This window comes from Sphingomonas sp. Sph1(2015) (genome assembly GCF_001970915.1).
Classification (GTDB): domain Bacteria; phylum Pseudomonadota; class Alphaproteobacteria; order Sphingomonadales; family Sphingomonadaceae; genus Sphingomonas; species Sphingomonas parapaucimobilis.
In genome coordinates this window covers 104,385-127,849 of sequence record NZ_MQUI01000006.1, presented here as the reverse complement: position 1 = coordinate 127,849, position 23,465 = coordinate 104,385, and the positions used below count along the sequence as shown (strand labels likewise).

Here is a 23,465-nt window from a genome sequence, read left to right as displayed (position 1 = left end):
TAGATGCTGTACTGGATCGCGGAGCATCTCGGTTTTCCGGGGCTTCTCAATCTCATCCGTTACCAGTCGTTCCGCACCGGCGCGACGGTGGCGACCGCGCTGTTCATCGGCCTGATCATCGGGCCGCGCTTCATCGGCTGGCTGCGCGTCCGCCAGGGCAAGGGGCAGCCGATCCGCGCCGACGGGCCGCAGACCCACCTCGCCAAGCGCGGCACGCCGACCATGGGCGGGCTGATGATCCTGACCAGCATGACGCTGTCGATCCTGATCTGGATGAACGTGTTCAATCCGTTCGTCTGGGCGTGCCTGTTCGTGACCTTGGGCTTCGGCGCGATCGGGTTCCTCGACGATTACGACAAGGTGCGCAAAGCCTCGACGGCAGGCGTGTCGGGCAAGACCCGGCTGCTGCTGGAGTTCGCCATTGCGGGCGTCGCGGCGTGGATCATCATGGGGCAGAACGGGCCGCATCTGTACCTACCCTTCACCTCGCGCATGTATCTCGATCTCGGCTACTTCTACCCGCTGTTCGCCGCCTTCACGATCGTCGCGTTCGGCAATGCGGTGAACCTGACCGACGGGCTCGATGGGCTCGCGACGATGCCGGTCATCATCGCCAGCGTCGCCTTCATGGTCATCGTCTATCTGGCGGGTAACGTGAAGTTCGCCGATTATCTCGGCATTCCGCATGTGCCGGGTGCGGGCGAGCTGGCGATCTTCTGCGGCGCGGTGGTGGGTGCTGGCCTTGCCTTCCTGTGGTTCAACGCGCCCCCGGCGGCCGTGTTCATGGGCGATACCGGCAGCCTGGCGCTGGGCGGCGCGCTCGGCACCATCGCGGTGGTCGCGCATCACGAGATCGTGCTGGGCATCATCGGCGGCCTGTTCGTGGTCGAGGCGATGTCGGTCATCATCCAGGTCTTCTTCTATAAACGGACCGGCAAGCGGGTGTTCCGCATGGCGCCGATCCACCATCATTTCGAACAGCTCGGCTGGTCGGAGCCGACGGTCGTGATCCGCTTCTGGATCATCGCCTTCGTGCTGGCGCTGGCGGGCCTGTCGACGCTGAAGCTGCGATGATCGTCGCCAGCGACTGGGCGGGGAAACGTTACGCGGTGCTGGGGCTTGCACGCTCCGGCGCCGCGACCGTTTCGGCATTACTGGCGGGCGGGGCTAGGGTTGTTGCGTGGGATAGCGATCCCGAGAAGCGCGAGGCCTTGGCTCCCCTCCCCTTCAGGGGAGGGGCTGGGGGTGGGGCCTCGCCGCAAACTGTACGGCCTGAGGATGCGCCCCACCCCAACCCCTCCCCTGAAGGGGAGGGGCTTGTTGTTGCGCCGCTCGACGACCTGTCAGGCTTCGACGCGCTGGTCGTGTCGCCGGGCGTGCCGCTCAACACCCATCCGCTGGCCGCTGCCGCCCGAGCTGCTGGCGTGCCGGTCATCGGCGACATCGAACTCTTCGCCCAGGCGCGGCATGACCTGCCGCCGCATAAGGTCGTCGGTATCACCGGCACCAACGGCAAGTCGACCACCACCGCGCTGGTCCATCATATCCTGAAGACGGCGGGCGTGCCGACCCTGATGGGCGGCAATATCGGCCTGCCGATCCTGCGGCAGGAGCCTCTGCCCGAGGGCGGGGTCTATGTGCTGGAGCTGTCCAGCTATCAGATCGACCTGACGCAAAGCCTGGATTGCGACGTGGCAGTGCTGCTCAACATCACGCCCGATCATCTCGACCGCTATGACGGGTTTGCGGGCTATGCCGCGTCCAAGGCGCGGCTGTTCGCGATGCAGTCGGCGGGCCATGTCGCGGTCATCGGCACGGGCGACGAAGCCTCGGCCAATATCGCGCAGGGGCTGGCCGGACGGACCGATGACCTCGTCGCCATCGCAGCCAGCGCGATCGACCAGAGCCGCTGGTCCGCGTTGCAAGGCCCGCACAATGCCCAGAACGCGCAGGCGGCCATTGCCGTCGCCCGTGCGCTGGGCATCCGCGAGGATGCGATCGAGGCAGGTCTCGCCAGCTATGCCAGTCTGCCGCACCGGATGCAGCAGGTCACGACGCGCAACGGCGTGGCGTTCGTCAACGACTCCAAGGCAACGAACCCCGAATCCACGGCGCCCGCACTGGCAGCTTTCCCCCGCGTCCACTGGATCGTCGGCGGCAAGCGCAAGGGCGACGATCTCGACGCCTGCACCGCGCATCTGGATCATGTCGTCGCGGCCTATACCATCGGCGAGGCTGCGCCTTTGTTCTTCGGCCTGTTGAAGGACAAGGTGCCCGTGGTCGAACAATCCGGCACGCTCGAGACGGCGGTCGCCCATGCCGCCGCTGCCGCGCAACCCGGTGACACGGTGCTGCTGTCCCCCGCCTGCGCCAGCTTCGACCAGTTCCGCGACTACGAAGCGCGCGGCGACGCTTTCCGCGCGGCGGTGGAGGCCCTGGCATGAGCGAGCGTGCGCCCAAGACCCCGCGTCCCGGCCTGATCGGGTCGATGAAGGGACGCGGCGGACGCGGCGACCGCTCGCCGCTGGGCACTTGGTTCTGGGACATCGACCGGGTGCTGCTGCTGCTCACCCTGTTCCTGATCGCGATCGGCCTGATCGCGGTCGCCGCCGCCAGCCCCGCCACCGCGATGCGCTATTCGGGCGAGCATCGGAAATTCGCGCCGCTCTATTATTTCTGGCGACAGGTGATGTGGGTCGGCGTCTCGCTGCCCGTGCTGTTCATCGTGTCGATGCTGCCGGTCGTCACCGCGCGGCGCATGGCGGTGCTGGGCACGGCGGTGCTGATCGCCGTCCTCGCCGTGACGCCCTTTATCGGCGTGTCGATCAACGGCGCGCGGCGCTGGGTCGGGTTCGGGATCGCGCAGTTTCAGCCTTCCGAGTTCCTGAAGCCGATGTTCATCGTGACGACGGCCTGGATCTTGTCGCTGCGGGCCAAGGAAAAGGATCTGCCCGCCACGCTCATTACCATGGGCATGACGGCGCTCGTTGCGGGATTGCTGATGCTGCAACCCGATTTCGGGCAGACGATCGTCTTCTGTCTGGTCTGGGTCGCGCTGTTGATGATCTCGGGCACGCCGATGCGGGTGATGCTGGCGATCGGATCGCTGGCGCCGATCGGGCTGGTCACCGCCTATATGTTCTATGGCGTGGCGCGCAGCCGCATCAATGCGTTCCTCTTCCCCGATGTCGATGGCGAGGGTGCGGCCGACCATTTCCAGGTGAACGCCGCGCACAACACGCTGACCGCGGGCGGCTGGACCGGGACGGGGCCGGGCGGGGGCACCGCCAAGTTCGGCCTGCCGGAGGCGCATACCGACTATATCTTCTCGGTGATCGGCGAGGAGTTCGGGCTGATCGCCTGCTCGATCATCGCGCTGGTCTTCCTGGCGATCGTGGTGCGCGTGTTCGTGAAGCTGCTTGACGAACAGGACGAGTTCAAGCTCTACGCCGCCTCCGGGCTGGCGGTGCAGTTCGGCGCGCAGGCGCTGATCTCGATGGCGGTGAACACGGGGCTTGCGCCCTCCAAGGGGATGACCCTGCCGTTCATCAGCTATGGCGGCTCGTCGATGATCGCGCTGTCGATCGGGATGGGGTTGTTGCTGGCATTTACCCGGCGCAACCCGTTCCTGACGCGCAGCCCCTATGTAGTCAGGTGGAGCGGGCAATGAGCCGTCACTTCGTCCTCGCTGCCGGAGGCACCGGTGGCCATATGGTTCCCGCCGCCGCGCTGGCGGCCGAGCTGACCCGGCGCGGCCACCGCGTCGCCTTGGTGTCCGACGCGCGCGGCGTGCGCTTCCCGGGACTGTTCGAGGATATCCAGACCCACGTCCTGCCCGCCGGGCGTTTTTCGGGCGGGCCGGTCGGCTGGGCCAAGGCGCTGCGTGAGATGTGGCGCGGCCGGGCGATGGCGCGCGAACTCTATAAGACGTTTCGTCCGGCGGCGGTGATCGGTTTCGGCGGCTATCCGGCGATGCCCGCTTTGCTGGCGGCGTTCGCGGAAGGCATTCCAACCGCGATCCACGAGCAGAATGCCGTGCTGGGCCGGGTCAACCGGCTCGTCGCGGGCAAGGTCGATGCGATTGCGCTGTCCTATGAGGATACGCAGCGACTGAGCGCCAAACATGCCGACAAGACCCGGCTGGTCGGCAATCCGGTGCGCGACCAGGTGCTGGCGCTGCGGTCGCGGCCCTATCCGCTGCTGGAGGAGGACGGCATCTTCCGCGTCCTCGTCACCGGCGGCAGCCAGGGGGCGAGCATCCTGAGCCAAGTCGTGCCCGATGGCCTCGCCATGCTGCCCGTGACGTTCCGGCGACGGTTGCAGGTGACGCATCAGGCGCGGATCGAGGATATCGACGCGGTTCGCGCCAAATATGCCGAGCATGAGATTCCGGCCGAACTCGCCACCTATCTGCCCGACCTGCCCGAGCAGCTGGCCTGGGCGCATCTGGTGATCGCGCGGGCGGGCGCTTCGACGCTGGCCGAGCTGACCGTGGCGGGCCGCCCGGCGATTCTGGTGCCGCTGCCTAGTGCCACCGACGATCACCAGACGGTGAACGCGCGCGAGATGACCAAGGCGGGCGGCGCGCGCACCATCGCGCAGGGCGACTTCACGCCGGTGGAACTGGCGAAGCAGATGCAGAAGCTGGGCCTCGACCCGGCGGCGCTGGAGAATGCGGCGGGCCGCGCGCGCGCCTGTGGACGACCCGAGGCGGCGAGCGACCTCGCCGACCTGGTCGAAAGCCTCGACGCGCCGCGCATGGTCTTGCCGGTGGGCAAATCGCAAAGGACTCAGAATTTGGCGGGAGCAGGCGCATGAAGGGCGTCGCCACGGATATCGGCACGATCCACTTCGTCGGCATCGGCGGCATCGGCATGTCGGGCATTGCCGAGGTGATGAAGAATCTCGGCTACCGCGTGCAGGGATCGGACGTAGCCGAGGGCTATGTCGTGCAGGGCCTGCGGACCAAGGGTATTCCGGTCGCCATCGGGCACGCTGCCGACAATCTGGGCGATGCAGCGGTGGTCGTGACCTCGACCGCGATCACCCGCTCCAACCCGGAAGTCGAAGCCGCGCTGGAACGCCGCATCCCCGTGGTTCGCCGGGCCGAGATGCTGGCCGAGCTGATGCGGCTGAAGTCCACCGTCGCGGTGGCGGGCACGCATGGCAAGACGACGACCACCTCGATGGTCGCGGCGCTGCTGGATGCCGGGGGTGTCGACCCGACCGTCATCAATGGCGGCATCATCAACAGCTATGGCTCGAACGCGCGGCTGGGTGCCTCCGACTGGATGGTCGTCGAGGCGGACGAGAGCGACGGCAGCTTCCTGCGGCTCGACGGCACGATCGCGGTCGTGACCAATATCGATCCCGAGCATCTGGACCATTACGGCTCGTTCGACCGGGTAAAGGACGCGTTCGTCGAATTCGTCGAGAACGTCCCCTTCTACGGCGCGGCGTTGCTCTGTCTCGACCACCCGGAGGTGCAGAACATCCTGCCGCGTGTCCGCGACCGGCGTGTCGTGACCTATGGCTTCTCGGCCCAGGCGGACGTGCGCGGCGTCAACGTCACGCCAATTCCCGGCGGCAATCGGTTCGAGGCGATCATCCGCCATCGCGACGGCACCGCGCGCTCGATCGAGGGAATCGAAATGCCGATGCCCGGCCGCCACAATGTCCAGAACGCGCTGGCCGCAATCGGCGTCGCATTGGAGCTGGGCATTGACGATGCGACCATCCAACAGGGGTTCAGCCAGTTCGGCGGCGTCAAGCGGCGCTTCACCAAGGTCGGCGAGATCGCGGTCGATGGCGGCGCGGCGACCGTGATCGACGATTACGGCCATCACCCGGTCGAGATCCGTGCGGTGCTGGCCGCCGCCCGCGAAGGCGCGCGGGGTCGCGTGATCGCGGTGGTGCAGCCGCATCGCTTCACCCGGCTTGGCAATCTGATGGAAGAGTTCCAGACCGCCTTCAACGATGCCGACCGCGTGCTGGTGACGCCGGTCTATGCGGCGGGTGAGCAGCCGATCGAGGGTGTGGACGCTTCCGCGCTGGTCGAGGGGCTGAAGCGGCGCGGGCATCGCTCGACCGCGACCGTGGCCGATGCGGACGCGCTGGCCGAGGAGCTGGCGGGGTCGATCCGTGCGGACGACATGATCGTCTGCCTGGGTGCGGGCGACATCACGAAGTGGGCGGCGGGCCTGGCCAGCGCCATCAAGGCGCGCCGATGAACCTGCCCGACACCGCCGGCCGATTGACCCCCGGCGCGCCGCTGGCGCCGCTCGTGTGGTTCAAGGCGGGCGGACCGGCCGAATATTTGCTGGAGCCGAAGGACACGGAGGACCTTTCGGCGTTTCTGAAGACGCTTGCAGGCGACGTGCCTGTCATGGCGCTGGGCCTCGGTTCCAACCTGATCGTACGGGATGGCGGCGTGCCGGGTGTCGTGATCCGTCTGGGCAAGCCGTTCAGCTACGCACGGGCGGGAGAGGGGCACGTCATCACCTGTGGCGGCGGCACCTCGGGCATCCTCGTCTCGTCCAATGCGCGCGATGCCGGGATCGGCGGGCTGGAGTTCCTGCGCTCGATCCCCGGCACGGTGGGTGGTTTCGTGCGGATGAATGGCGGGGCCTATGGGCGCGAGGTGGCCGATGTGCTGGTCTCCGCCACGGTCGTCCGCCGCGACGGCACGGTCGAGACGTTGGGCGTCGCCGACCTGGAATATACCTATCGTCATTCCAACCTGACCGACGGAACGGTGGTGGTCGAGGCGACCTTCCGGGGCCATGCCGCCGAACCCGCCGACATCCAGGCAGAGATGGACCGCATCGCCGCCGCGCGGGAGGCGTCGCAGCCGCTGCGCTCCAAGACCGGCGGTTCGACCTTCAAGAACCCCGAGGGGCACAAGGCCTGGGCGCTGGTCGACGCGGCGGGCTGTCGCGGGCTGACGCTGGGCGATGCGCAGGTGTCGGAAAAGCATTGCAACTTCCTTCTGAACCTCGGCAACGCCACGGCGGCGGAGATTGAGGCGCTGGGTGAGGGCGTGCGCGCCAAGGTCAAGGCGCAGTCGGGTGTGACGCTCGAATGGGAAATCCAGCGTGTCGGGGTGACGAAGTGAGTGCCGCCCGCGCAATCCTCCCCATCTCTGATGGGGAGGGGGACCGCCGCGAAGCGGTGGTGGAGGGGCGAGGGGCTTGCCCCTCCACCAGCCTGCGGCTGGTCCCCCTCCCCAAGCACAGCTTGGGGAGGATTGAAGAAGACTCCACGCCAACAACAAGGATCGCGTGATGCATATCGTCGTACTGATGGGCGGCTGGTCGGCGGAGCGGCCGGTGTCGCTGATGTCGGGCGCGGGCGTCGCCGATGCGCTGGAGCGGAACGGGCACCGCGTCACCCGCATCGACATGGGCCGCGATGTCGCGGCGAAGCTGGTCGAGGCCAAGCCCGACCTCGTGTTCAATGCGCTGCACGGCTCGCCCGGCGAGGACGGCACGGTGCAGGGGATGCTCGACCTGATGGGCATTCCTTATACCCATTCGGGGCTCGCCACCTCGGTCATCGCGATCGACAAGGTGCTGACCAAGCAGGCGCTCGTGCCCCACGGCATTCCCATGCCCGGCGGCCGCATCGTGAAGTCGGAGGAACTGTTCGCCGCCGACCCGCTGCCGCGCCCCTATGTGCTGAAGCCCGTCAACGAAGGCTCTTCCGTCGGCGTCGCGATCGTCACCGATACCAGCAACCATGGCAGCCCGATCGCGCGGGATGCCGCGGGTCCCTGGGCCGAGTTCGAGGAATTGCTGGCCGAACCCTATATCCGGGGCCGCGAACTGACGACCGCCGTGCTGGGCGGCCGCGCGCTGGGCGTCACCGAGTTGAAGCCGAAGAACGGCTGGTACGACTTCGACGCCAAATACACAGACGGCCTGACCGAGCATGTCTGCCCCGCGCAGATCCCCGACGAGATCGCCGAGGCGTGCAAGTCTCTGGCGCTGGAGGCGCATCGTATCCTGGGCTGTCGCGGCGCCTCGCGTTCCGACTTCCGCTGGGACGACGAGCGCGGGGTCGATGGGCTGTTCCTGCTGGAGGTCAACACCCAGCCGGGCATGACCCCGCTCAGCCTGGTGCCCGAACAGGGTCGCCATGTCGGCATGGATTATGACGCCGTGGTGCAGGCGATCGTCGACGAGGCCATTGCCTGGTACCGCGACAATCCGATTGATCGGAATCCGGCGGGATGAGCCGCACGATCAAGCGCGGCCCCCCGCCGCGCCGCCCGGTTCCGCGGCGGCGCCAGCCGGTCAAGCGCGTTACGCTGGCGCAGCGCCTGCTGGCCAAGGTGCCGGTCAGCGAAGAGACGATCAGGAAGGCCGTCACCTGGACGATCCTGGGCGGCGCGGGCGCGGCGGTGCTGGCGGTCGCGACCTATGTCGGGGTGCCCGGCATGATCGGCACCGCGATCGCCGAACAGGCGGGCCATGCCGGTTTCCGCGTCCAGCAGATCGAAGTGACCGGCCTGAAGCGCATGGACCGGATGACCGTCTATGCCGTCGCACTCGATCAGCAGAGCCGGGCGATGCCGCTCGTCAATCTGGAGGATGTCCGGGCCAAGCTGCTCCGCTATGGCTGGATCAAGGATGCGCATGTTTCCCGCCGCCTGCCCGACACGCTGCTGGTCGATATCGAGGAGCGGACCCCGGCGGCGGTGTGGCAGGATAACGGCCAGCTGACCCTGATCGACGCGGGCGGCGTGCTGCTGGAGCCGGTGCGGCCCGAGGCGATGCCCGACCTGCCGCTCATCATCGGGCCGGGCGCGAATTTGCAGGAGCCCGCCTATCAGGCGCTGCTGTCCGCCGCGCCCGCGCTGAAGCCGCGGGTGAAGGCGGCGACCTGGATCGGCAATCGTCGCTGGGACATCACCTTCGACAGCGGCGAGACGCTGGCTTTGCCCGAGGATGGGGCAGGGGCGGCGTTGATGAAGTTCGCGGCCATGGACGGCTCGCGGCCGCTGCTCGGACGCGGCTGGCTGCGCTTCGACATGCGCGACCCCACGAAGCTGGTTGCGCGAAAGCCCGGTTTGAATCAGAACCATGCGCTCGCCGATCCGGCCAAGGCCGGGGATATGGGCAGCGATCCGGCGTCCGGGAATGACGCGGACGGGGCGGCGTCCGACGGGGCGGCGGCTCCGGGGGCAGTACAGGGGTAGCAAGGTCATGGCAAAGATTGCGCCCGAAGGGTTGATTACCGCTCTGGACATCGGGTCGTCCAAGGTATCCGCGCTGATCGCGCGCAAGGGCGATGGCGGCGAGCTGATCGTGCTGGGCACCGGCCAGCGTGAGAGCCGGGGCGTCAAGCGCGGCTATATCGCCGACATGGGCGCGACCGAGGCGGCGGTGCGCGAGGCGGTCGAACAGGCCGAGCGGATCGCCGGGCTGAATATCGAGAATGTCTGGGTCGGCTTTTCGGCCGGTGGCCTGGTGTCCGACGTGGCCGAGGTCGAGTTCGAGCTGGGCGGTCACCGCGTCGAACAGGGCGATATCGACGCGCTGCTGGCGGCCGGGCGCAACTCGATCGATCCGCAGGGGCGCATGGTGCTGCATGCGCAGCCCGCGCTCTATACGCTGGACGGGCTGACCGGCGTGAAGAAGCCGCTGGGGCTGCATGCCGACCGGCTGGGCGTGCATATCCATGTCGTCGCCGCCGATGGATCGCCGGTGCGCAATCTCGACCTGTGCGTCCGCTCGGCGCATCTGGAGGTGAAGTCGATCATCGCCGCCCCCGTTGCGACGGGGCTGGCCTGCCTGTCGGACGAGGAGCGCGAGCTGGGCGTCGCGCTGGTCGAGATGGGGGCGGGGATCACCAATGTCTCGCTGTTCGCCGGGGGGATGCTGGTCGGGCTGTGTTCGCTGCCCATGGGCGCGGCGGACATTACCGATGATGTGGCCTCGGCCTTCGGGACGCGCCGCCAGATGGCCGAGCGGATGAAGTGCTTCCACGGCTCGGCCAATGCCTCCCCGCGCGACAATCACGACATGATCCAGGTCACGCCGATCTCAGCCGAGGATGGCGGCGACACGATGCAGATCACCAAGGCGCAGCTGATCGGCGTGATCCGCCAGCGGCTGGAGCATCAGATGGGCGAGATCCGCAAGGCGCTCCAGCATCTGAAGTTCGAGGGGCCGGTCGGGCGCCAGGTCGTGCTGACCGGCGGCGGCGCGGAGCTGAAGGGCATCGCCGATTATGCGCAGCAGGCGCTGGGCCGCTCGGTTCGGATCGGCCGGCCGCGCGGGCTGACCGGCCTGCCCGATGCGCATGGCGGACCCGCTTTCGCGACGCTGGCGGGTCTGGCTTTCTATGCCGCGACCGACCCGATCGACCTGCGCAGCATCCCCGCGGTGAACCAGACGGTACACCGGCCGAGCGGCATGGGGCTGTTCCGACGGCTGATTCAGGCGGCCAAGGCAAATTATTAAGCAAATCTGCCCGAAGCTGGGCAGTTTTGGGTTGGCACCGGGCCGGTCGCTGGTGCATCAACAGTTATTCAGGGGCCTGGTCTTAGCGTATCGACCGGGAACGGCGGAGTAGAATTGGGATGAGCATCGAATTCATCGCACCCGAGGTCGACGAGCTGACGCCGCGTATCGCGGTGATCGGCGTCGGCGGTGCCGGCGGCAACGCGATCGCGAACATGATGCGCGCCGAGGTACAGGGCGTGGATTTCCTCGTCGCCAACACCGACGCGCAGGCATTGAAGCAGTCGATCGCGCCGCAGCGTATCCAGCTGGGTGCCAAGATCACGCAGGGCCTGGGCGCGGGCAGCCGTCCCGAGATCGGCCGCGCGGCCGCCGAAGAGACGATCGACGACCTGTCGCGTCTGCTCGAGGGTAGCCATATGTGCTTCATCGCCGCGGGCATGGGCGGGGGCACCGGCACCGGTGCGGCCCCGGTCATCGCCAAGGCGGCGCGCGACATGGGCATCCTGACGGTCGGCGTCGTGACCAAGCCCTTCGCCTTCGAGGGCAATCGTCGCGCCAAGTCGGCGGACGGCGGCATCGAAGAGCTTCAGAAATATGTCGACACGCTCATCGTCATCCCCAACCAGAACCTGTTCCTGATCGCCAACGCCAACACGACCTTCAAGGAAGCGTTCGCGATGGCGGACGAGGTGCTGCAGCAGGGCGTGCGCGGCATCACCGACCTGATGGTCATGCCGGGCCTCATCAACCTCGACTTCGCCGACGTGCGTTCGGTGATGCAGGAGATGGGCAAGGCGATGATGGGCACCGGTGAGGCCACCGGCGACAATCGCGCGATCGAGGCGGCGCAGAAGGCGATCGCCAACCCGCTGCTCGACGGCGTGTCGATGCAGGGCGCCAAGGGCGTCATCATCTCGATCACCGGCGGCGACGACATGCGCCTGCTGGAGGTCGACGAGGCCGCCAACCATATCCGCGAGCTGGTCGATCCCGACGCCAACATCATCTGGGGTTCGGCGTTCAACCCCGAGCTGGAAGGCCGCATCCGCGTGTCGGTCGTGGCGACCGGCATCGATGCCGACCTCAAGGTCGCGCCGTCGCCTTCGGAAGCGAACCGCAGCGGCTTCAGCATGGGCGGCATGGCCCGCAAGTCGGACGATACGCCCAGCTATCGCCCGAGCGAGCCCGCCGCCGCGCCTGCGCCGCAGGCCAGCGTGGCTCCGGCCGCCCCGGTCGAGCAGCCGGTCGCGGCCCCTGCGCCCGCACCGCTGGCGGCTCCCGTCGCGTCGAGCGTCGCTGCGCCGGTCGCCAAGCCCGCACCTGCACCGGCCCCCGCGCCGGTGGCGGATGACGAACTGGTGCTGGGTGCCGACACCATCGTTCCGGCTCCGGCTCCCGCCGCGCCGTCGCATCCCGCCGCGGTCGAGCCCGCACCGGGCAGCGACGAAGCCCGCCGCCGCTGGCTTGCGCCCGGCAGCGAAGCCGGTGAAGCGCCCGCACAGCCCGCGCCGCGCGTGAAGCTGGGCGGTACGCTGTTCGAGCGTATGTCGAACGCGGCGCGTGGTGCGCAGCGTGACGAGAATGCGCAGGGCGGGTCGGACTCGTCGCTGGACATTCCGCGCTTCCTGCACCGGCAGAACAACCAGTAATTTCCGGCCCGCTCGCCGGGTATTCCGGACCGATATCAGGCCCGTGCGACAGGATCGCGCGGGCCTTTTTCGTGCGCTCGGCGATGGGGAGGGGCGCCCGGTCGAGGAGGCCCGTCCTCGCCCCATCTTACAGGAATTTCACTCGCCTGGGGCGGCCCCCGATGCGATCCGTTCCCCGGAAAAGCCGCCCCCGCGCGGCGGCACCCGGACAAGGAGAACACAATGCGCTTCAAGCCCCTGAAATCCTGTGTAATGGCCGCCAGCGCGGCGCTGGCCCTTGCGCCGATGACGGGCATCGCCTCGGCCGAGCCAGCGCCCGGCCACGGCCGTATCCATGCCTTCCGCCTGTTCACCGGCCCCGACGGCAACTCGCATGTCGAGGAGGGCAGCGTGACGCCCGGCGTGCCCAGCGCGGTCGAAAGGATTCATTTCAAGACGACCGCGCCGCATTCGCGTTTCGACTGGCACAATGATCCCGAGCCGCAATATGTGCTGACCCTGGCAGGCACGTTGAAGTTCGTGACCCGCACGGGCGAGAGCTTCACCCTGCGTCCCGGTGACGTGCTGGTCGCGGAGGATCATACCGGCACCGGCCATGCCTGGACCATGCTGGGGGATCAGCCATGGAACCGTGCCTATGTGGTGCTGGCAAAAGGCGCGAAGACCTCGTTCGTGGCCGATCCGCACCGCTGAACGCACGGGGTGTGGGGTGCGGGGACGTGGTGTTTGCCTGTTGGTCGACGGTCCGGAGCACTCGGGCGCGCTGGCGATGGGTTAACCATTGCCGCGCGCCGGAAAACACGCTTTATGGGCGATAGTCCCATGACGTTCGCATTTTTTCCCCGCGCTTCGCTCGCGCTCGCGTTGGCCCTCGCCGCCGCGCCCGTGCCCCTTCTCGCACAGGAGGTGGTGCAGCCGCTTCCCGGCACCACCGATGCCGACAAGCTGGGGGACGTAATGCGCCGCGTCGCGCAGAACCCCCGCAATGTCGATGCGCTGGTCGAGGCGGCGGAGCTGTCCATCCATCTCGACGACCTGTCGGGCGCCGCCTCCCTGCTGGCGCGTGCCGAGAAGGTCGACGCCCGCGATCCCCGGATCAAGGCGGGGATGGCCTCGATCCTGGTCCGGTCGGAACGGCCCGGCGAGGCGCTGCGCTATTTCACCCAGGCCGAGGCGGCGGGCCTTGCCCCGGCCAAGTTCGCGGGCGATCGGGGCCTGGCCTATGACCTGATCGGCGATCAGGCGCGGGCGCAGCGCGATTACCGGCTGGCGCTGGCCAATGGCGCGGGTGACGAGATCATCCGCCGCTATGCGCTGTCGCTGGGCATTTCCGGCCAGCGCGATCAGGCGCTCGAACAGCTCGATCCGCTTCTGCGCAAGACCGACCGTGCCGCCTGGCGTGCGCGCGCCTTCATCCTGGCGATGGGGGGCGACCTGCCCGAGGCGACGCGGATCGCCTCGACCATGATGCCGCCGCAGCTGGCGCAGGGGCTGCAACCCTTTTTCCAGCGGCTGCCCAGCCTGCCCGCCGTCGACCGCGCCTTTGCCGTGCATTTTGGTGAAACCCGCGCGACGCCCGAACGGCTGGCCGATGCAAGGCTGGCCCCGAACCTGCCGCCGCTGACCCCGGAAGCCCCGGTGGCGCTGGCCTCTGCGCCCGTGGCGACGCCTGCGCAGGTGACGACGCGCGACGCGCGACGGCGCGGCGGGCGCAATGCACGCGGTGTGGCGATGGCGGCCAATACGACGCCGGTCACGCCCGCGCCGGTGCAGATCGCATCGACGCCGACGCCCCGCGTCGTGGCGGCGGCTTCGCCGATGCGGATGGTCCAGCCGCTGCCCCAATCGCAGGCAACCCCGCAGGCGGCTCCAAAAACGCAAGTCCAGCCGCAACCGCAGCCGGGCTTCACCAGTGCGTTGCCGACGGCATCCGAAACCCGTGCGCCGGTAGCCATGGCATCGAACACCGCGCAGCCGATGATCCAGCCATTGCCCGCCGCGCCCGTGACGGCGCCCGCGACGCCCGCCTCGGTGACCTCGAGCCCGACCACCGCCACCGCGATGGTCCAGCCGCTGCCCGCCGCCGCCCCGTCGACGCCGCCGCTCCAGATGGTGCAGGCGGTGCCCGCACCGGACCCCGTGCCCGTCAGGCCCGCGCCGGTTGCCATGGCCATGGTCCAGCCGGTCCCCAGCCAGGTCGAAGAGCCGGCACCCGCCCCGCGCCCGACACGGGTCGCGGCCCGTCGCACCCCGCCGACCCCGGCACGTGGGGTTCGGGAAGACTCGGTGCTGGCGCGGATCGTCGCCAATCTCTCCATCCCTGCCTCCGAACTCGGCGTGGAAGGTCCCGAGCGTCCCGCCGCCATCGCGGCCAGCACGCCGGTGAGCAGCGGCGCGCAGCGCGTCGTCGCAGAGGCGCGCAGCAAGGCGGAGCGCGATCGCGAAGCGCGGGAAAAGGCCGAGGAGGTGGCGGAAGCCGCCCCGCGTGCGCCCACCGCCGCTGAACGCAAGGCCGCCGCCGCCAAGGCTGCGGCCGAGAAGAAGGCGCTGGCCGCCAAAAAGGCCGAGGCCGAGAAAAAGGCGCTCGCCGCCAAGGAAGAGGCCGAGGAAAAGAAGCGCGCGCGGGCCAATCCCGAGCGTATCTGGGTCCAGGTCGCGGGCGGCGCGAACGAGAACGACCTGCCCAAGGCCTGGGCCGCGACCAGGGCGAAGGCGCCCGAGCTGTTCGCCGCGCACAAGGGGTACAAGACCCCGCTGCGCGCGACCTACCGGGTCCTGACCGGCCCGTTCAAGACCGATGCGGAGGCGCGCGCCTTCGTCAACCAGCTCGCCAAGAAGGGGGTCTCGGCCTTCCCCGTGACCAGCGACGCAGGGCAGGCGGTGACGCGGCTCGACGCCAAGTGAGCCGCTTCGCCCCCTGGGCTTCCTATCCCGAACAGAGTCGGGGCCGCCGTCATGACGAAGCGAGCGGACTGGCGCGCGGGCCACGCGATGCATTCCAGCGCGACCGCGACCGGATCATCCATTCGATCAGCTTCCGTCGGCTGCGCCACAAGACCCAGGTCTTCATGGCACCCGACGGCGACCATTTCCGCGTCCGCCTGACCCACAGCCTGGAGGTCGCGCAGATCGGTCGGACGATCGCACGGACACTCGGGCTGAACGAGGACCTGACCGAGGCGCTGTGCCTGGCGCATGATATCGGCCATCCACCCTTCGGCCATGCGGGCGAGGATGCGCTGAAGGCCGCGCTCGCCGGGCAGGGCGGCTTCGATCATAACGGCCATACGCTGCGCACCCTGACCGAGATCGAACGGCCCTATCCGCGCTGGGACGGGCTGAACCTCAGCTGGGAGACGCTGGAGGGGCTGGCCAAGCACAATGGGCCGGTGCGCCATCCGGGGTGGGCCTTGCAGGAGGCGGATGCCGGCTTTCTGCTCGATCTGGACAGCCATGCCTCGCTGGAGGCGCAGGTCGCGGCGCTGGCGGACGATATCGCCTATGACAATCACGATATCGATGACGGCCTGCGCGCCGGGCTGCTGACACTCGACCAGTTGCTGGCCGTGCCGCTGGTCGCACGCGGCTGGGATGCGGCCCGGGCGCAATTCCCCGATGTCCCGCCCAAAAGGCTGGCGAGCGAACTGATCCGCTCACAGATCGGGGTAATGGTCAACGATCTGGTCGCCGAAACCCGCACTCGCATCGCCGAGAGCGGGGTGGGGGACGTGGCCGATGTCCGCGCGGCGGGCCGGGCGCTGGTCGGCTTTTCGGACGCGATGCGGATCGAGGAGCGCGACCTGAAGCGCTTCATGTACGCCAATCTCTACCACCACCCCCTCCAGCTGGCGGCGGCGGACGCGGCCCACGGCATCGTGAAGGGCCTGTTCGCGGCCTATCGCGCCGACCCTGCGCAACTGCCGGAGGAGTGGCGCGAGCGGTTGCCGACCGAGGAACCGGCGCGCAGTCGGCACATCGCCGATTTCATCGCCGGGATGACCGATCGCTATGCCGTCCGATGCTATCGGGAGATTGTGGGCGCGATCGATCTGCCGGAGGGGTTTTAGAGGCGTCGTCATGCCTCGGCCGGTGGCGGATCGTTCTTAACCGGATGACGGGCATATTGGGTGGCCTGATCGCAGATGGCATACCAGTCGGGTTTTTCATCGACAAACTCGTGAAACCGGACACGGAGGGGTAGCTCGCTGTCAAAGCAGTGAGCGTTGATAGGAAAGGACGTCCCGACGCCAGGCTCGCCCAGCGCCGTGCCGCATTCGCCACAGAAGTGGCGATTATAGAGATAGGGTGGTTCCGCTGCCAATCGCCGGACGGAATCCTGCCCCTTGATCCACGTGAAGGTCGACGCCTCCACGAAGACAAAGGTGCTGGCCCCGACCTTGCGGCAACGGGTGCAGTGGCACGTCGCCATCATGGTGGGCGGAGCCGAGAGGTGGAACTCCACGCGACCACATGCGCAACTCGCCATCCATTTCGTCATGATCTTTTCTCCTGCCAGGACATTGGCTGAAGGCCGTCGATCGCATAGTCATGCTGACACCGTTGTGTCAGTATGGGCTGGGGACCTCTTATGCGTCGGGCCGATCGCCTGTTCGAAATCGTCCAGATATTGCGGCGGGCCAAGCGGCCCATCTCCGCCCTGTCGGTGGCGGCGGAACTGGAGGTGTCGCTACGCACGGTCTATCGCGACATCGCATCGCTGATGGCGCAGCGCGTTCCGATCCGCGGGGAGCCGGGGATCGGCTATATTCTGGAACGCGGTTTTGACATGCCGCCGCTGATGCTGACCAGCGATGAACTGGATGCGGTCGTGCTGGGCGCGCACTGGGTAGCCAGCCGTGGCGAGCCCGAACTGGCCAGGGCGGCGCAAAACCTGATCGCCAAGATCGAGGCCAGCGTGCCGGAGGCCTTGCGCGGGCATATTGCAGAGCCTGCCACCAGCATTGCCCCCGTCGAAGCGCCGGAGGAGCGTGTGGATGCTTCCCTCCTCCGCCAGGCGATCCGGTCCAATCGAAAGGTGACGATCGAATATAGGTCGGATCGCGGTGCGATATCCCATCGTGTCGTCTGGCCTGTGCTGCTGGGCTATCGCGACAGTGGCCGTATCATGGCGGCCTGGTGCGAACTACGCGGTGCCTTCCGATATTTTCGGACCGACAGGATGTTATCGGCCACCGTATTGGAGGCACCCGTCCCGCAGCGTCGAGCAATTTTGCGTGCGCAATGGCAGGCCGCGATGGATGAAGAGCGGGAAGGATATCGCCGAGCCGCAGCGCCGGAGGGCGCTTCGGGCTCTTGCAACGGATAGAAACGTTTCACGAAAAAGCCCCATGTGTCCCATCGGACACACGGGGCTTTTTTCGTTCAGCCGTCAGGCCAAGCTCAGCGAGCGCTGGTCTCCACGCCGGCACCCAGCGCGCCGCGGGCTTCGTCGGTGGTGAAGGCGACCGGGGTGTTGCCGGTCGTGCCGGTCACGCGGTGGCCCTTCACGACGAAGCGGAACGGCTCGCCGCCCGGATAGCGATGACCCTGAATCACCGACTGGCCGTTCGCGTCCGAACGGGTATAGACATAGGTGCTGCCCTCGTGAACGAAGCGCTGCTCGCCCTCGGCGGCGATCGCACCGATGGTGGGGATGGCGGCGGCGACGGTGGCGGCCAGGATCAGAATGGTCTTGCGCATGATCGAAACTCCCGCATGTGCGTTGAGCCGGATCAGGTCCTCTCGCGCGTTGTCCGCGCTTTACTTTCGTATACCGAAATATTGCGATGCAGCATTGTCAGCAACTGCAAAGGGATTCCGCCTGATTGCACTTGGTGCAATCGTCCCGCGCCCTTGCACGCCAAGATTTGAAGCGAGCGTCCGATTTCGCTAGAGCGCAACGCTTTGCTACCCCGATCGGACGATGTGATGACCCTCTACACCCGCTTTGCCGCGCATATCGACGCGGCGCTGGACACGCTGGTCGCCGCCGGCACGCTGCCCGGCGGGCTGGATCGCCGCAACGTGACCGTCGAACCGCCACGCGACGCCGGCCATGGCGACCTCGCCACCAACGCGGCGATGGTGCTGGCCAAGCCCGCAGGCACCAACCCGCGCGCGCTGGCCGAGGCGATCGCGGCCGAGCTGGGCAAGCTGGATGAGGTGGACAATGTTTCGGTCGCCGGGCCGGGCTTCCTGAACATGCGGCTGACCGAGGCGGCGTGGCGCGACGAGCTGGCGGCGATCCCGGCGGCGGGTGGCGATTATGGCCGTTCGACGCGCGGGCAGGGCGTGACCGTCAATATCGAATATGTCTCGGCCAATCCGACGGGGCCGATGCATATGGGCCATTGCCGCGGCGCGGTGGTGGGCGACGCGCTCGCCACGCTGCTGGAATTTGCGGGGCACAAGGTCATCCGCGAATATTATGTCAACGATGCGGGCGGCCAGGTCGACGTGCTCGCCCGTTCGGCGCATCTGCGCTACCGCGAGGCGCTGGGCGCGACGATCGAAATTCCCGAGGGTCTGTATCCGGGCGAGTATCTGAAGCCCGTGGGCGAGGCACTTGCCGCCGAGTTCGGCAACACGTTTGTTGACGCGCCCGAGAGCGAATGGCTGATCCTGTTCCGCACCCGCGCGGTGGCGGCGATGATGGCGATGATCCGCGAGGATCTGGCGCTGCTCGGCATCCATCACGATATCTTCTCGTCGGAAGCCGAGCTGCAGGCGGCGGGCAAGCCGGAGGCGGCCGAGGCCGAACTGCGGTCGCGTGGCCTTGTCTATGACGGCGTGTTGGAGGCCCCCAAGGGCGAGACGCCCGAGGATTGGGAGCCGGTCGAGCTGCCGCTGTTCCGCTCCAGCCAATATGGCGACGACCAGGATCGCCCGATCAAGAAGTCGAACGGCGCCTGGACCTATTTCGGCGCCGACCTGGCCTATCACTATCAGAAGGCGCAGACGGCGGATCAGCTGATCGACATCTGGGGCGCCGACCATGCGGGCACCGTCAAGCGGATCGTCGCCGCCGTCGAGGCGCTGACCGGCGGCAAGACCAGGTTCGACGTGAAGCTGGTGCAGATGGTCCGCCTGCTGCGCGGCGGCGAGCCGGTGAAGATGTCGAAGCGCGCGGGCAATTTCGTGACGCTGGCCGATGTGGTCCGCGAGGTCGGCAAGGACGTGGTGCGCTTCACCATGCTAACCCGCCGGGCGGACGCGCAGATGGACTTCGACTTCGCCAAGGTGGTCGAGGCGTCGAAGGACAATCCGGTCTTCTATGTGCAATATGCCCATGCGCGCATCGCCTCGCTGAAGCGGCGTGCGGCCGAGGCGGGCATTAGCCTTGAGAATGGGGGCGGCACCGCCGACCTGTCGCTGCTCGACGCCGAGGATCTGGCGCTGGTCAAGCTGGCCGCACAGTTCCCGCGCATCGTCGAGACGGCGGCGACCGCGCGCGAGCCGCATCGCGTGGCCTTCTATCTCTATGACCTCGCCGCCGCCTTCCATGCGGCCTGGAATGTCGGCAATGACCGGGTTGATCGTCGCTTCCTGATCGCGGACGATGCCGAACTGACCCGCGCGCGTCTTTTCCTCAGCGAGGGGATCGGGCAGATCATACGCAATGGTCTGGCGCTGATGGGCGTCGAAGCCGTGTCGGAGATGAAGTGATGGCGAACGAAACGGACGGCCGTGCCCTGGATCTGGACGAAGCGGATCGCCTGCCCTGGCTGGAAACCGTCGAGGCCGATGAGCCCGAGGGTGTCGGCATCGGGAAGGTGATCGCGCTCGTCATTCTGGGGCTCGCCATTCTGGCCGCGATCGGCTTCGGCTTCTACAAGTGGCAGGCGCATCGTGCAGCCGCAGACGGCGACGGCGCGGTGATCGCCGCGCCCGAGGGCGACTATAAGGTTCGCCCGGCCGATCCGGGCGGCCTGAAGATCAAGGGCGAGGGCAACACCGCCATCGCCACCAGCGCGGGCAAGCCCGGCGGCACCGGCGCGATCGACCTGCGCGCCGTGCCCGAGGCGCCGATGAACGGCACGCGTGTCGTGCCGAAGCCTGCCGAACCCAATGGCGGCCGTAACGCGGTGGCGCAGGTGCCGGAATCGGGCGGCAAGCTTGTCGCCCCCGCACCCGTCGCGGCGGCGCGTGCCCCCGCTGCGGCCCCGACCGGCGGTGCGATGGTCCAGCTGGGTGCCTATCCCAGCGAGTCCTCGGCCAATGCCGCCTGGGATCGCTTTTCGAAGCGCTTCTCCTACGTCGCCGCGCTAGGCAAGGTGGTCCAGCCCGTCGCCTCCAACGGCAAGACCCTGTATCGCCTGCGCGTGAATGCCGGGTCGGCCAACCAGGCCGCCGATATCTGCGGTCGCCTGCGCGTGGCGGGCGAAAGCTGCTTCGTCGCCAGCTGATCGCGCACCCATGATCCCCGTCATTTTCGGCCTGTCCGGCCCGGTGCTGACCCCCGACGAGCGGGCGTTCTTCGCCTCGGTCGAACCGGCGGGCTATATCCTGTTCAAGCGCAACATCGTCGACCGGGCGCAGGTCCGTGCGCTGACGGACTCGTTGCGGGACCTGGCGGGGCGGGACGATCTGGCCATCCTGATCGATCAGGAAGGCGGCCGTGTCGCGCGCATGGGGCCACCCGAATGGCCCGCTTTTCCCGCCGGGCCGGTCTTTGCGCAGCTATACGAAAAAGCGCCGATGTCGGCGATCCAGGCGATGCGCGCCAACGGCCAGGCGCTGGGCGTGATGCTGCGCGAGGTCGGTATCACCGTGGACTGCGCGCCGTTGCTCGACGTGGCGCAACCCGACACGACCGAGGCGATCGTCTGCCGCGCCTATGGCTCCGAGCCGATGCAGGTGGCCGCATTGGGCCGTGCCATGCTGGACGGGTTGGCGGCGGCGGGTGTGGTCGGGGTGGTCAAGCATATGCCGGGCCATGGCCGCGCACTGGTCGATTCGCACCATCTGTTGCCGACCGTCACCGCCGACGAGGCGGCGCTGGAAGTCGATCTCGAACCCTTCATCACGCTGTCCGACGCACCGATGGGCATGACCAGCCATATCGTGTTCGAGGCCTGGGACGCCGCGCGCCCCGCCACCCTGTCGCCGGTGGTGATCGAGCGGATCATCCGGGGGCGGATCGGTTTCGACGGCCTGTTGATGACCGACGATATCGACATGAAGGCGCTGTCGGGCACGGCAGGCGAAAAGGCGGCGGGGGCGCTGGCGGCCGGATGTGACCTGGTCCTAGATTGCTGGGCGCGGATGGACGAGATGGTCGAGATTGCCGGGCGCGTGCCCCCGATCACCGAAGCGGCGCGCGCACGCCTCGACCGCGCCATGGCAAGCGTAGGGGCAGGGAAGGGCGACTTCGCCGAACTGATCGCCCGCCGAGACGCACTGCTGGCGCTGACCCGCTAAATCCTCCCCATCTCCGATGGGGAGGGGGACCGCGCCCGCAGGGCGTGGTGGAGGGGCATGGTCCCATCCATCCCGCCCCTCCACCATCGCTGGCGCGATGGTCCCCCTCCCCAAGCGAGCTTGGGGAGGATTTGGAAAGGGCGAGGAAAGATACGTCGCCTGTCTCGCCATGGCTTCGCATCGCCGCTAAGTTCCCCGCGATGACGGGGGAACAGCTGACGCTTGATCTGGACGGGTGGGAGGGGCCGCTCGACCTGTTGCTGTCGCTGGCCCGTTCGCAAAAGGTCGATCTGCGGCAGATTTCGATCCTGGCCCTGGTCGAGCAATATCTGCGCTTCGTCGACAAGGCGGGGCGGATGCAGCTGGAGCTGGCCGCCGATTATCTGGTGATGGCCGCGTGGCTGGCCTATCTCAAATCCTCGCTGCTTCTGCCGCGCCAGCCCGAGGAGGAGCCGGACCCCGAAGAGATGGCGCTGCGCCTGCAACTCCGGCTGGAGCGGCTGGCGGCGATGCGGGAATGCGGCGCACGTCTGATGGCGCGCGACCGGCTGGGCCGTGACGTCTTCGCGCGTGGCGCGCCCGAGGGGCTGGCGGTGCAGCGCAAGGCGCTGTGGCAGGCCGAGCTGTACGACCTCATATCCGCCTATGGCCGGATCAACGCGCGCACCCGCCCGGTCATGCATGTCGTCGCCGATCGGCAGGTCATGACGCTGGAGGCCGCGCTGGAGCGGGTGTCGATGCTGGTCGGCAGCCGGATCGACTGGTCGGCGATCGAGACCTTCCTGCCCGACGGCAGCGAGCGATTGCGACGGTCGGCGCTGGCGTCGAGCTTCCTCGCGGTGCTCGAACTGGCGCGACAGGGTAAAGTCGAACTCCGCCAGGCGGCCCCTTTCGCGCCGCTGCTGATCCGCCAGCCCGCGCCATGACCGAGATCGACCCGATCGTCCGCGCCGTCGAGGCGGTGCTGTTCGCCTCGCCCGAGCCGATGAGCGTGGATTCGATCCGCGCCCATGTCGGCGTGGGGAGGGGGGGCGGCGATATCCGCGCGGCGCTGGAGCGGTTGGAGGCGCAGTATCGCGGGCGGGGCATCATGCTCGTGCGGCGCGGCGACCGCTGGCATTTCCAGACCGCGCCCGATCTGGCGCATCTGCTCCGCCGCGACCGGGAGGAAGCGCGCCGCCTGTCGCGCGCCGCCATCGAGACGCTGGCGATCATCGCCTATCACGAACCCGTCAGCCGGGCGGAGATCGAGGCGATACGCGGCGTCGCCATCTCCAAGGGCACGCTCGACGTGCTGATGGAGGCGGGCTGGGTACGCCCCGCCGGACGGCGCGAGGTGCCGGGGCGACCGCTAATCTATGCGACGACGCCCGCCTTTCTCCAGCATTTCGGGCTGACCAGCAGGCGGGACCTGCCGGGGCTGGAGGATCTGCGCGCCGCCGGGTTGCTCGATCCGGTCGATCTGGCGCTGGAGCGGATGGGGGACGAGGATATGCCCGACTCCGCCCCGGATTCGGGTGAGGAGGAACGCGATTGAGTGCTTTCCTTTGCGTCATGGCCGCGTCACAATGCTCCGCCACGGCCCTTGCATCCCCGATCGGGGGCCATGCCATCGCTCGACCATTGCCGTTGGCCCATTGCCGCTGGTGATGCCAAAGCCTAGATAGATAGAAATTCCAGGAGACGTGCCATGGGCAGCTTTAGCCCGATCCACCTTCTCGTCCTCGCGGTCGTCGCGATCCTTCTGCTCGGCGGCGGGCGTTTCTCGAACCTGATGGGCGATGTCGCCAAGGGTGTGAAGAACTTCAAGAAGGGCATGGCCGAGGAAGACGAGACGTCCGCCAAGCCGTCGGCGCGGATCGAGGCGCAGAAGTCGGCCGAGCCTGCCTTCGATCGCGATGGCGAGCGCGTGCGCGACGATCGCTGA

At 67.9% G+C, this 23,465-nt stretch carries 22 protein-coding genes; 20 read left to right on the top strand and 2 right to left on the bottom strand.

Features of this window, described 5'->3' with window-relative positions; genetic code table 11:
- Positions 1 to 3: 3 nt before the first annotated feature.
- The 13 genes from mraY to BSZ14_RS04490 all read left to right on the top strand — a co-directional run bounded on the left by mraY (position 4) and on the right by BSZ14_RS04490 (position 16,185).
- On the top strand, positions 4 to 1,074 hold the full coding sequence (mraY, locus tag BSZ14_RS04550; RefSeq protein WP_056434228.1) for a phospho-N-acetylmuramoyl-pentapeptide-transferase: 1,071 nt from the start codon (positions 4 to 6) through the stop codon (positions 1,072 to 1,074).
- Positions 1,071 to 2,444 carry a UDP-N-acetylmuramoyl-L-alanine--D-glutamate ligase gene (gene murD, locus BSZ14_RS04545; RefSeq protein ID WP_076709983.1) on the top strand — a complete coding sequence of 458 codons (1,374 nt, stop codon included), beginning with the start codon at positions 1,071 to 1,073 and terminating at the stop codon, positions 2,442 to 2,444. Before mraY ends, murD begins: the two co-directional genes overlap by 4 nt.
- Entirely contained in the window at positions 2,441 to 3,670 is a 1,230-nt protein-coding gene (locus tag BSZ14_RS04540) for a peptidoglycan glycosyltransferase FtsW (protein WP_076709982.1), read from the top strand. Before murD ends, BSZ14_RS04540 begins: the two co-directional genes overlap by 4 nt.
- A complete protein-coding gene (gene murG, locus BSZ14_RS04535; protein WP_076709981.1) occupies positions 3,667 to 4,818 on the top strand; it encodes an undecaprenyldiphospho-muramoylpentapeptide beta-N-acetylglucosaminyltransferase in 1,152 nt (383 codons plus the stop codon). The genes BSZ14_RS04540 and murG overlap by 4 nt, the downstream gene beginning before the upstream one ends.
- Positions 4,815 to 6,230, top strand: coding sequence for a UDP-N-acetylmuramate--L-alanine ligase (murC, locus tag BSZ14_RS04530; RefSeq protein WP_076709980.1), 1,416 nt, complete (start codon positions 4,815 to 4,817; stop codon positions 6,228 to 6,230). Before murG ends, murC begins: the two co-directional genes overlap by 4 nt.
- The gene (murB, locus tag BSZ14_RS04525) at positions 6,227 to 7,114 is read left to right on the top strand and encodes a UDP-N-acetylmuramate dehydrogenase (protein ID WP_198930448.1); all 888 of its coding nucleotides are present in this window, start codon (positions 6,227 to 6,229) and stop codon (positions 7,112 to 7,114) included. Before murC ends, murB begins: the two co-directional genes overlap by 4 nt.
- Positions 7,115 to 7,283: 169 nt before the next feature.
- Positions 7,284 to 8,234 (top strand): D-alanine--D-alanine ligase, encoded by a 951-nt coding sequence (locus BSZ14_RS04520; protein ID WP_076709979.1) that lies wholly within the window; start codon positions 7,284 to 7,286, stop codon positions 8,232 to 8,234.
- Complete coding sequence (locus tag BSZ14_RS04515; RefSeq protein ID WP_076709978.1) at positions 8,231 to 9,199, top strand: cell division protein FtsQ/DivIB; 969 nt, start codon at positions 8,231 to 8,233, stop codon at positions 9,197 to 9,199. Before BSZ14_RS04520 ends, BSZ14_RS04515 begins: the two co-directional genes overlap by 4 nt.
- A gap of 7 nt (positions 9,200 to 9,206) precedes the next feature.
- Positions 9,207 to 10,466, top strand: coding sequence for a cell division protein FtsA (ftsA, locus tag BSZ14_RS04510; RefSeq protein WP_042490014.1), 1,260 nt, complete (start codon positions 9,207 to 9,209; stop codon positions 10,464 to 10,466).
- A 119-nt stretch (positions 10,467 to 10,585) separates the two neighbouring features.
- Entirely contained in the window at positions 10,586 to 12,118 is a 1,533-nt protein-coding gene (gene ftsZ, locus BSZ14_RS04505; protein ID WP_076709977.1) for a cell division protein FtsZ, read from the top strand.
- Between the two features lie 222 nt (positions 12,119 to 12,340).
- Positions 12,341 to 12,811 carry a hypothetical protein gene (locus BSZ14_RS04500; protein WP_042490001.1) on the top strand — a complete coding sequence of 157 codons (471 nt, stop codon included), beginning with the start codon at positions 12,341 to 12,343 and terminating at the stop codon, positions 12,809 to 12,811.
- 129 nt (positions 12,812 to 12,940) lie between these two features.
- Positions 12,941 to 15,022, top strand: a complete 2,082-nt coding sequence (locus BSZ14_RS04495) for an SPOR domain-containing protein (protein WP_076709976.1) — start codon at positions 12,941 to 12,943, stop codon at positions 15,020 to 15,022.
- Positions 15,019 to 16,185: a deoxyguanosinetriphosphate triphosphohydrolase gene (locus BSZ14_RS04490; protein ID WP_076709975.1), complete on the top strand. Its 1,167-nt coding sequence runs from the start codon at positions 15,019 to 15,021 to the stop codon at positions 16,183 to 16,185. Before BSZ14_RS04495 ends, BSZ14_RS04490 begins: the two co-directional genes overlap by 4 nt.
- Before the next feature lie 8 nt (positions 16,186 to 16,193).
- Here the strand turns inward: BSZ14_RS04490 and BSZ14_RS04485 are convergent, their stop codons facing one another.
- Positions 16,194 to 16,616, bottom strand: coding sequence for a GFA family protein (locus tag BSZ14_RS04485; protein WP_042489992.1), 423 nt, complete (start codon positions 16,614 to 16,616; stop codon positions 16,194 to 16,196).
- A 90-nt stretch (positions 16,617 to 16,706) separates the two neighbouring features.
- On the opposite strand from BSZ14_RS04485, the gene BSZ14_RS04480 reads away from it, so the two are divergent.
- On the top strand, positions 16,707 to 17,444 hold the full coding sequence (locus tag BSZ14_RS04480; protein ID WP_076709974.1) for a helix-turn-helix transcriptional regulator: 738 nt from the start codon (positions 16,707 to 16,709) through the stop codon (positions 17,442 to 17,444).
- 74 nt (positions 17,445 to 17,518) lie between these two features.
- Here BSZ14_RS04480 and BSZ14_RS04475 read toward each other — a convergent pair whose 3' ends face one another.
- Entirely contained in the window at positions 17,519 to 17,818 is a 300-nt protein-coding gene (locus BSZ14_RS04475) for a hypothetical protein (protein ID WP_042489988.1), read from the bottom strand.
- A 228-nt stretch (positions 17,819 to 18,046) separates the two neighbouring features.
- On the opposite strand from BSZ14_RS04475, the gene argS reads away from it, so the two are divergent.
- The 6 genes from argS to BSZ14_RS04445 all read left to right on the top strand — a co-directional run bounded on the left by argS (position 18,047) and on the right by BSZ14_RS04445 (position 23,465).
- Positions 18,047 to 19,783 (top strand): arginine--tRNA ligase, encoded by a 1,737-nt coding sequence (gene argS / locus BSZ14_RS04470; protein ID WP_076709973.1) that lies wholly within the window; start codon positions 18,047 to 18,049, stop codon positions 19,781 to 19,783.
- On the top strand, positions 19,783 to 20,523 hold the full coding sequence (locus BSZ14_RS04465) for an SPOR domain-containing protein (protein WP_076709972.1): 741 nt from the start codon (positions 19,783 to 19,785) through the stop codon (positions 20,521 to 20,523). Before argS ends, BSZ14_RS04465 begins: the two co-directional genes overlap by 1 nt.
- 10 nt (positions 20,524 to 20,533) lie before the next feature.
- Complete coding sequence (locus tag BSZ14_RS04460; protein ID WP_076709971.1) at positions 20,534 to 21,538, top strand: glycoside hydrolase family 3 N-terminal domain-containing protein; 1,005 nt, start codon at positions 20,534 to 20,536, stop codon at positions 21,536 to 21,538.
- A gap of 200 nt (positions 21,539 to 21,738) precedes the next feature.
- Complete coding sequence (locus BSZ14_RS04455; RefSeq protein WP_042489981.1) at positions 21,739 to 22,464, top strand: segregation and condensation protein A; 726 nt, start codon at positions 21,739 to 21,741, stop codon at positions 22,462 to 22,464.
- Entirely contained in the window at positions 22,461 to 23,075 is a 615-nt protein-coding gene (scpB, locus tag BSZ14_RS04450) for an SMC-Scp complex subunit ScpB (protein ID WP_076709970.1), read from the top strand. Before BSZ14_RS04455 ends, scpB begins: the two co-directional genes overlap by 4 nt.
- 153 nt (positions 23,076 to 23,228) lie before the next feature.
- Positions 23,229 to 23,465, top strand: coding sequence for a Sec-independent protein translocase subunit TatA (locus tag BSZ14_RS04445; protein WP_042489978.1), 237 nt, complete (start codon positions 23,229 to 23,231; stop codon positions 23,463 to 23,465).

What these genes read in the sequence shown, in the direction of transcription:
- scpB (WP_076709970.1), top strand. Translation starts at nt 22,461, where the DNA reads ATGACCGAGATCGACCCGATCGTCCGCGCCGTCGAGGCGGTGCTGTTC.
- BSZ14_RS04455 (WP_042489981.1), top strand. Translation starts at nt 21,739, where the DNA reads ATGACGGGGGAACAGCTGACGCTTGATCTGGACGGGTGGGAGGGGCCG.
- BSZ14_RS04465 (WP_076709972.1), top strand. Translation starts at nt 19,783, where the DNA reads ATGGCGAACGAAACGGACGGCCGTGCCCTGGATCTGGACGAAGCGGAT.
- murB (WP_198930448.1), top strand. Translation starts at nt 6,227, where the DNA reads ATGAACCTGCCCGACACCGCCGGCCGATTGACCCCCGGCGCGCCGCTG.
- mraY (WP_056434228.1), top strand. Translation starts at nt 4, where the DNA reads ATGCTGTACTGGATCGCGGAGCATCTCGGTTTTCCGGGGCTTCTCAAT.
- BSZ14_RS04460 (WP_076709971.1), top strand. Translation starts at nt 20,534, where the DNA reads ATGATCCCCGTCATTTTCGGCCTGTCCGGCCCGGTGCTGACCCCCGAC.
- BSZ14_RS04445 (WP_042489978.1), top strand. Translation starts at nt 23,229, where the DNA reads ATGGGCAGCTTTAGCCCGATCCACCTTCTCGTCCTCGCGGTCGTCGCG.
- murD (WP_076709983.1), top strand. Translation starts at nt 1,071, where the DNA reads ATGATCGTCGCCAGCGACTGGGCGGGGAAACGTTACGCGGTGCTGGGG.
- BSZ14_RS04515 (WP_076709978.1), top strand. Translation starts at nt 8,231, where the DNA reads ATGAGCCGCACGATCAAGCGCGGCCCCCCGCCGCGCCGCCCGGTTCCG.
- BSZ14_RS04475 (WP_042489988.1), bottom strand. Translation starts at nt 17,818, where the DNA reads ATGCGCAAGACCATTCTGATCCTGGCCGCCACCGTCGCCGCCGCCATC.
- BSZ14_RS04485 (WP_042489992.1), bottom strand. Translation starts at nt 16,616, where the DNA reads ATGACGAAATGGATGGCGAGTTGCGCATGTGGTCGCGTGGAGTTCCAC.
- BSZ14_RS04480 (WP_076709974.1), top strand. Translation starts at nt 16,707, where the DNA reads ATGCGTCGGGCCGATCGCCTGTTCGAAATCGTCCAGATATTGCGGCGG.
- ftsA (WP_042490014.1), top strand. Translation starts at nt 9,207, where the DNA reads ATGGCAAAGATTGCGCCCGAAGGGTTGATTACCGCTCTGGACATCGGG.
- ftsZ (WP_076709977.1), top strand. Translation starts at nt 10,586, where the DNA reads ATGAGCATCGAATTCATCGCACCCGAGGTCGACGAGCTGACGCCGCGT.
- murG (WP_076709981.1), top strand. Translation starts at nt 3,667, where the DNA reads ATGAGCCGTCACTTCGTCCTCGCTGCCGGAGGCACCGGTGGCCATATG.
- argS (WP_076709973.1), top strand. Translation starts at nt 18,047, where the DNA reads ATGACCCTCTACACCCGCTTTGCCGCGCATATCGACGCGGCGCTGGAC.
- BSZ14_RS04500 (WP_042490001.1), top strand. Translation starts at nt 12,341, where the DNA reads ATGCGCTTCAAGCCCCTGAAATCCTGTGTAATGGCCGCCAGCGCGGCG.
- BSZ14_RS04540 (WP_076709982.1), top strand. Translation starts at nt 2,441, where the DNA reads ATGAGCGAGCGTGCGCCCAAGACCCCGCGTCCCGGCCTGATCGGGTCG.
- murC (WP_076709980.1), top strand. Translation starts at nt 4,815, where the DNA reads ATGAAGGGCGTCGCCACGGATATCGGCACGATCCACTTCGTCGGCATC.
- BSZ14_RS04520 (WP_076709979.1), top strand. Translation starts at nt 7,284, where the DNA reads ATGCATATCGTCGTACTGATGGGCGGCTGGTCGGCGGAGCGGCCGGTG.
- BSZ14_RS04495 (WP_076709976.1), top strand. Translation starts at nt 12,941, where the DNA reads ATGACGTTCGCATTTTTTCCCCGCGCTTCGCTCGCGCTCGCGTTGGCC.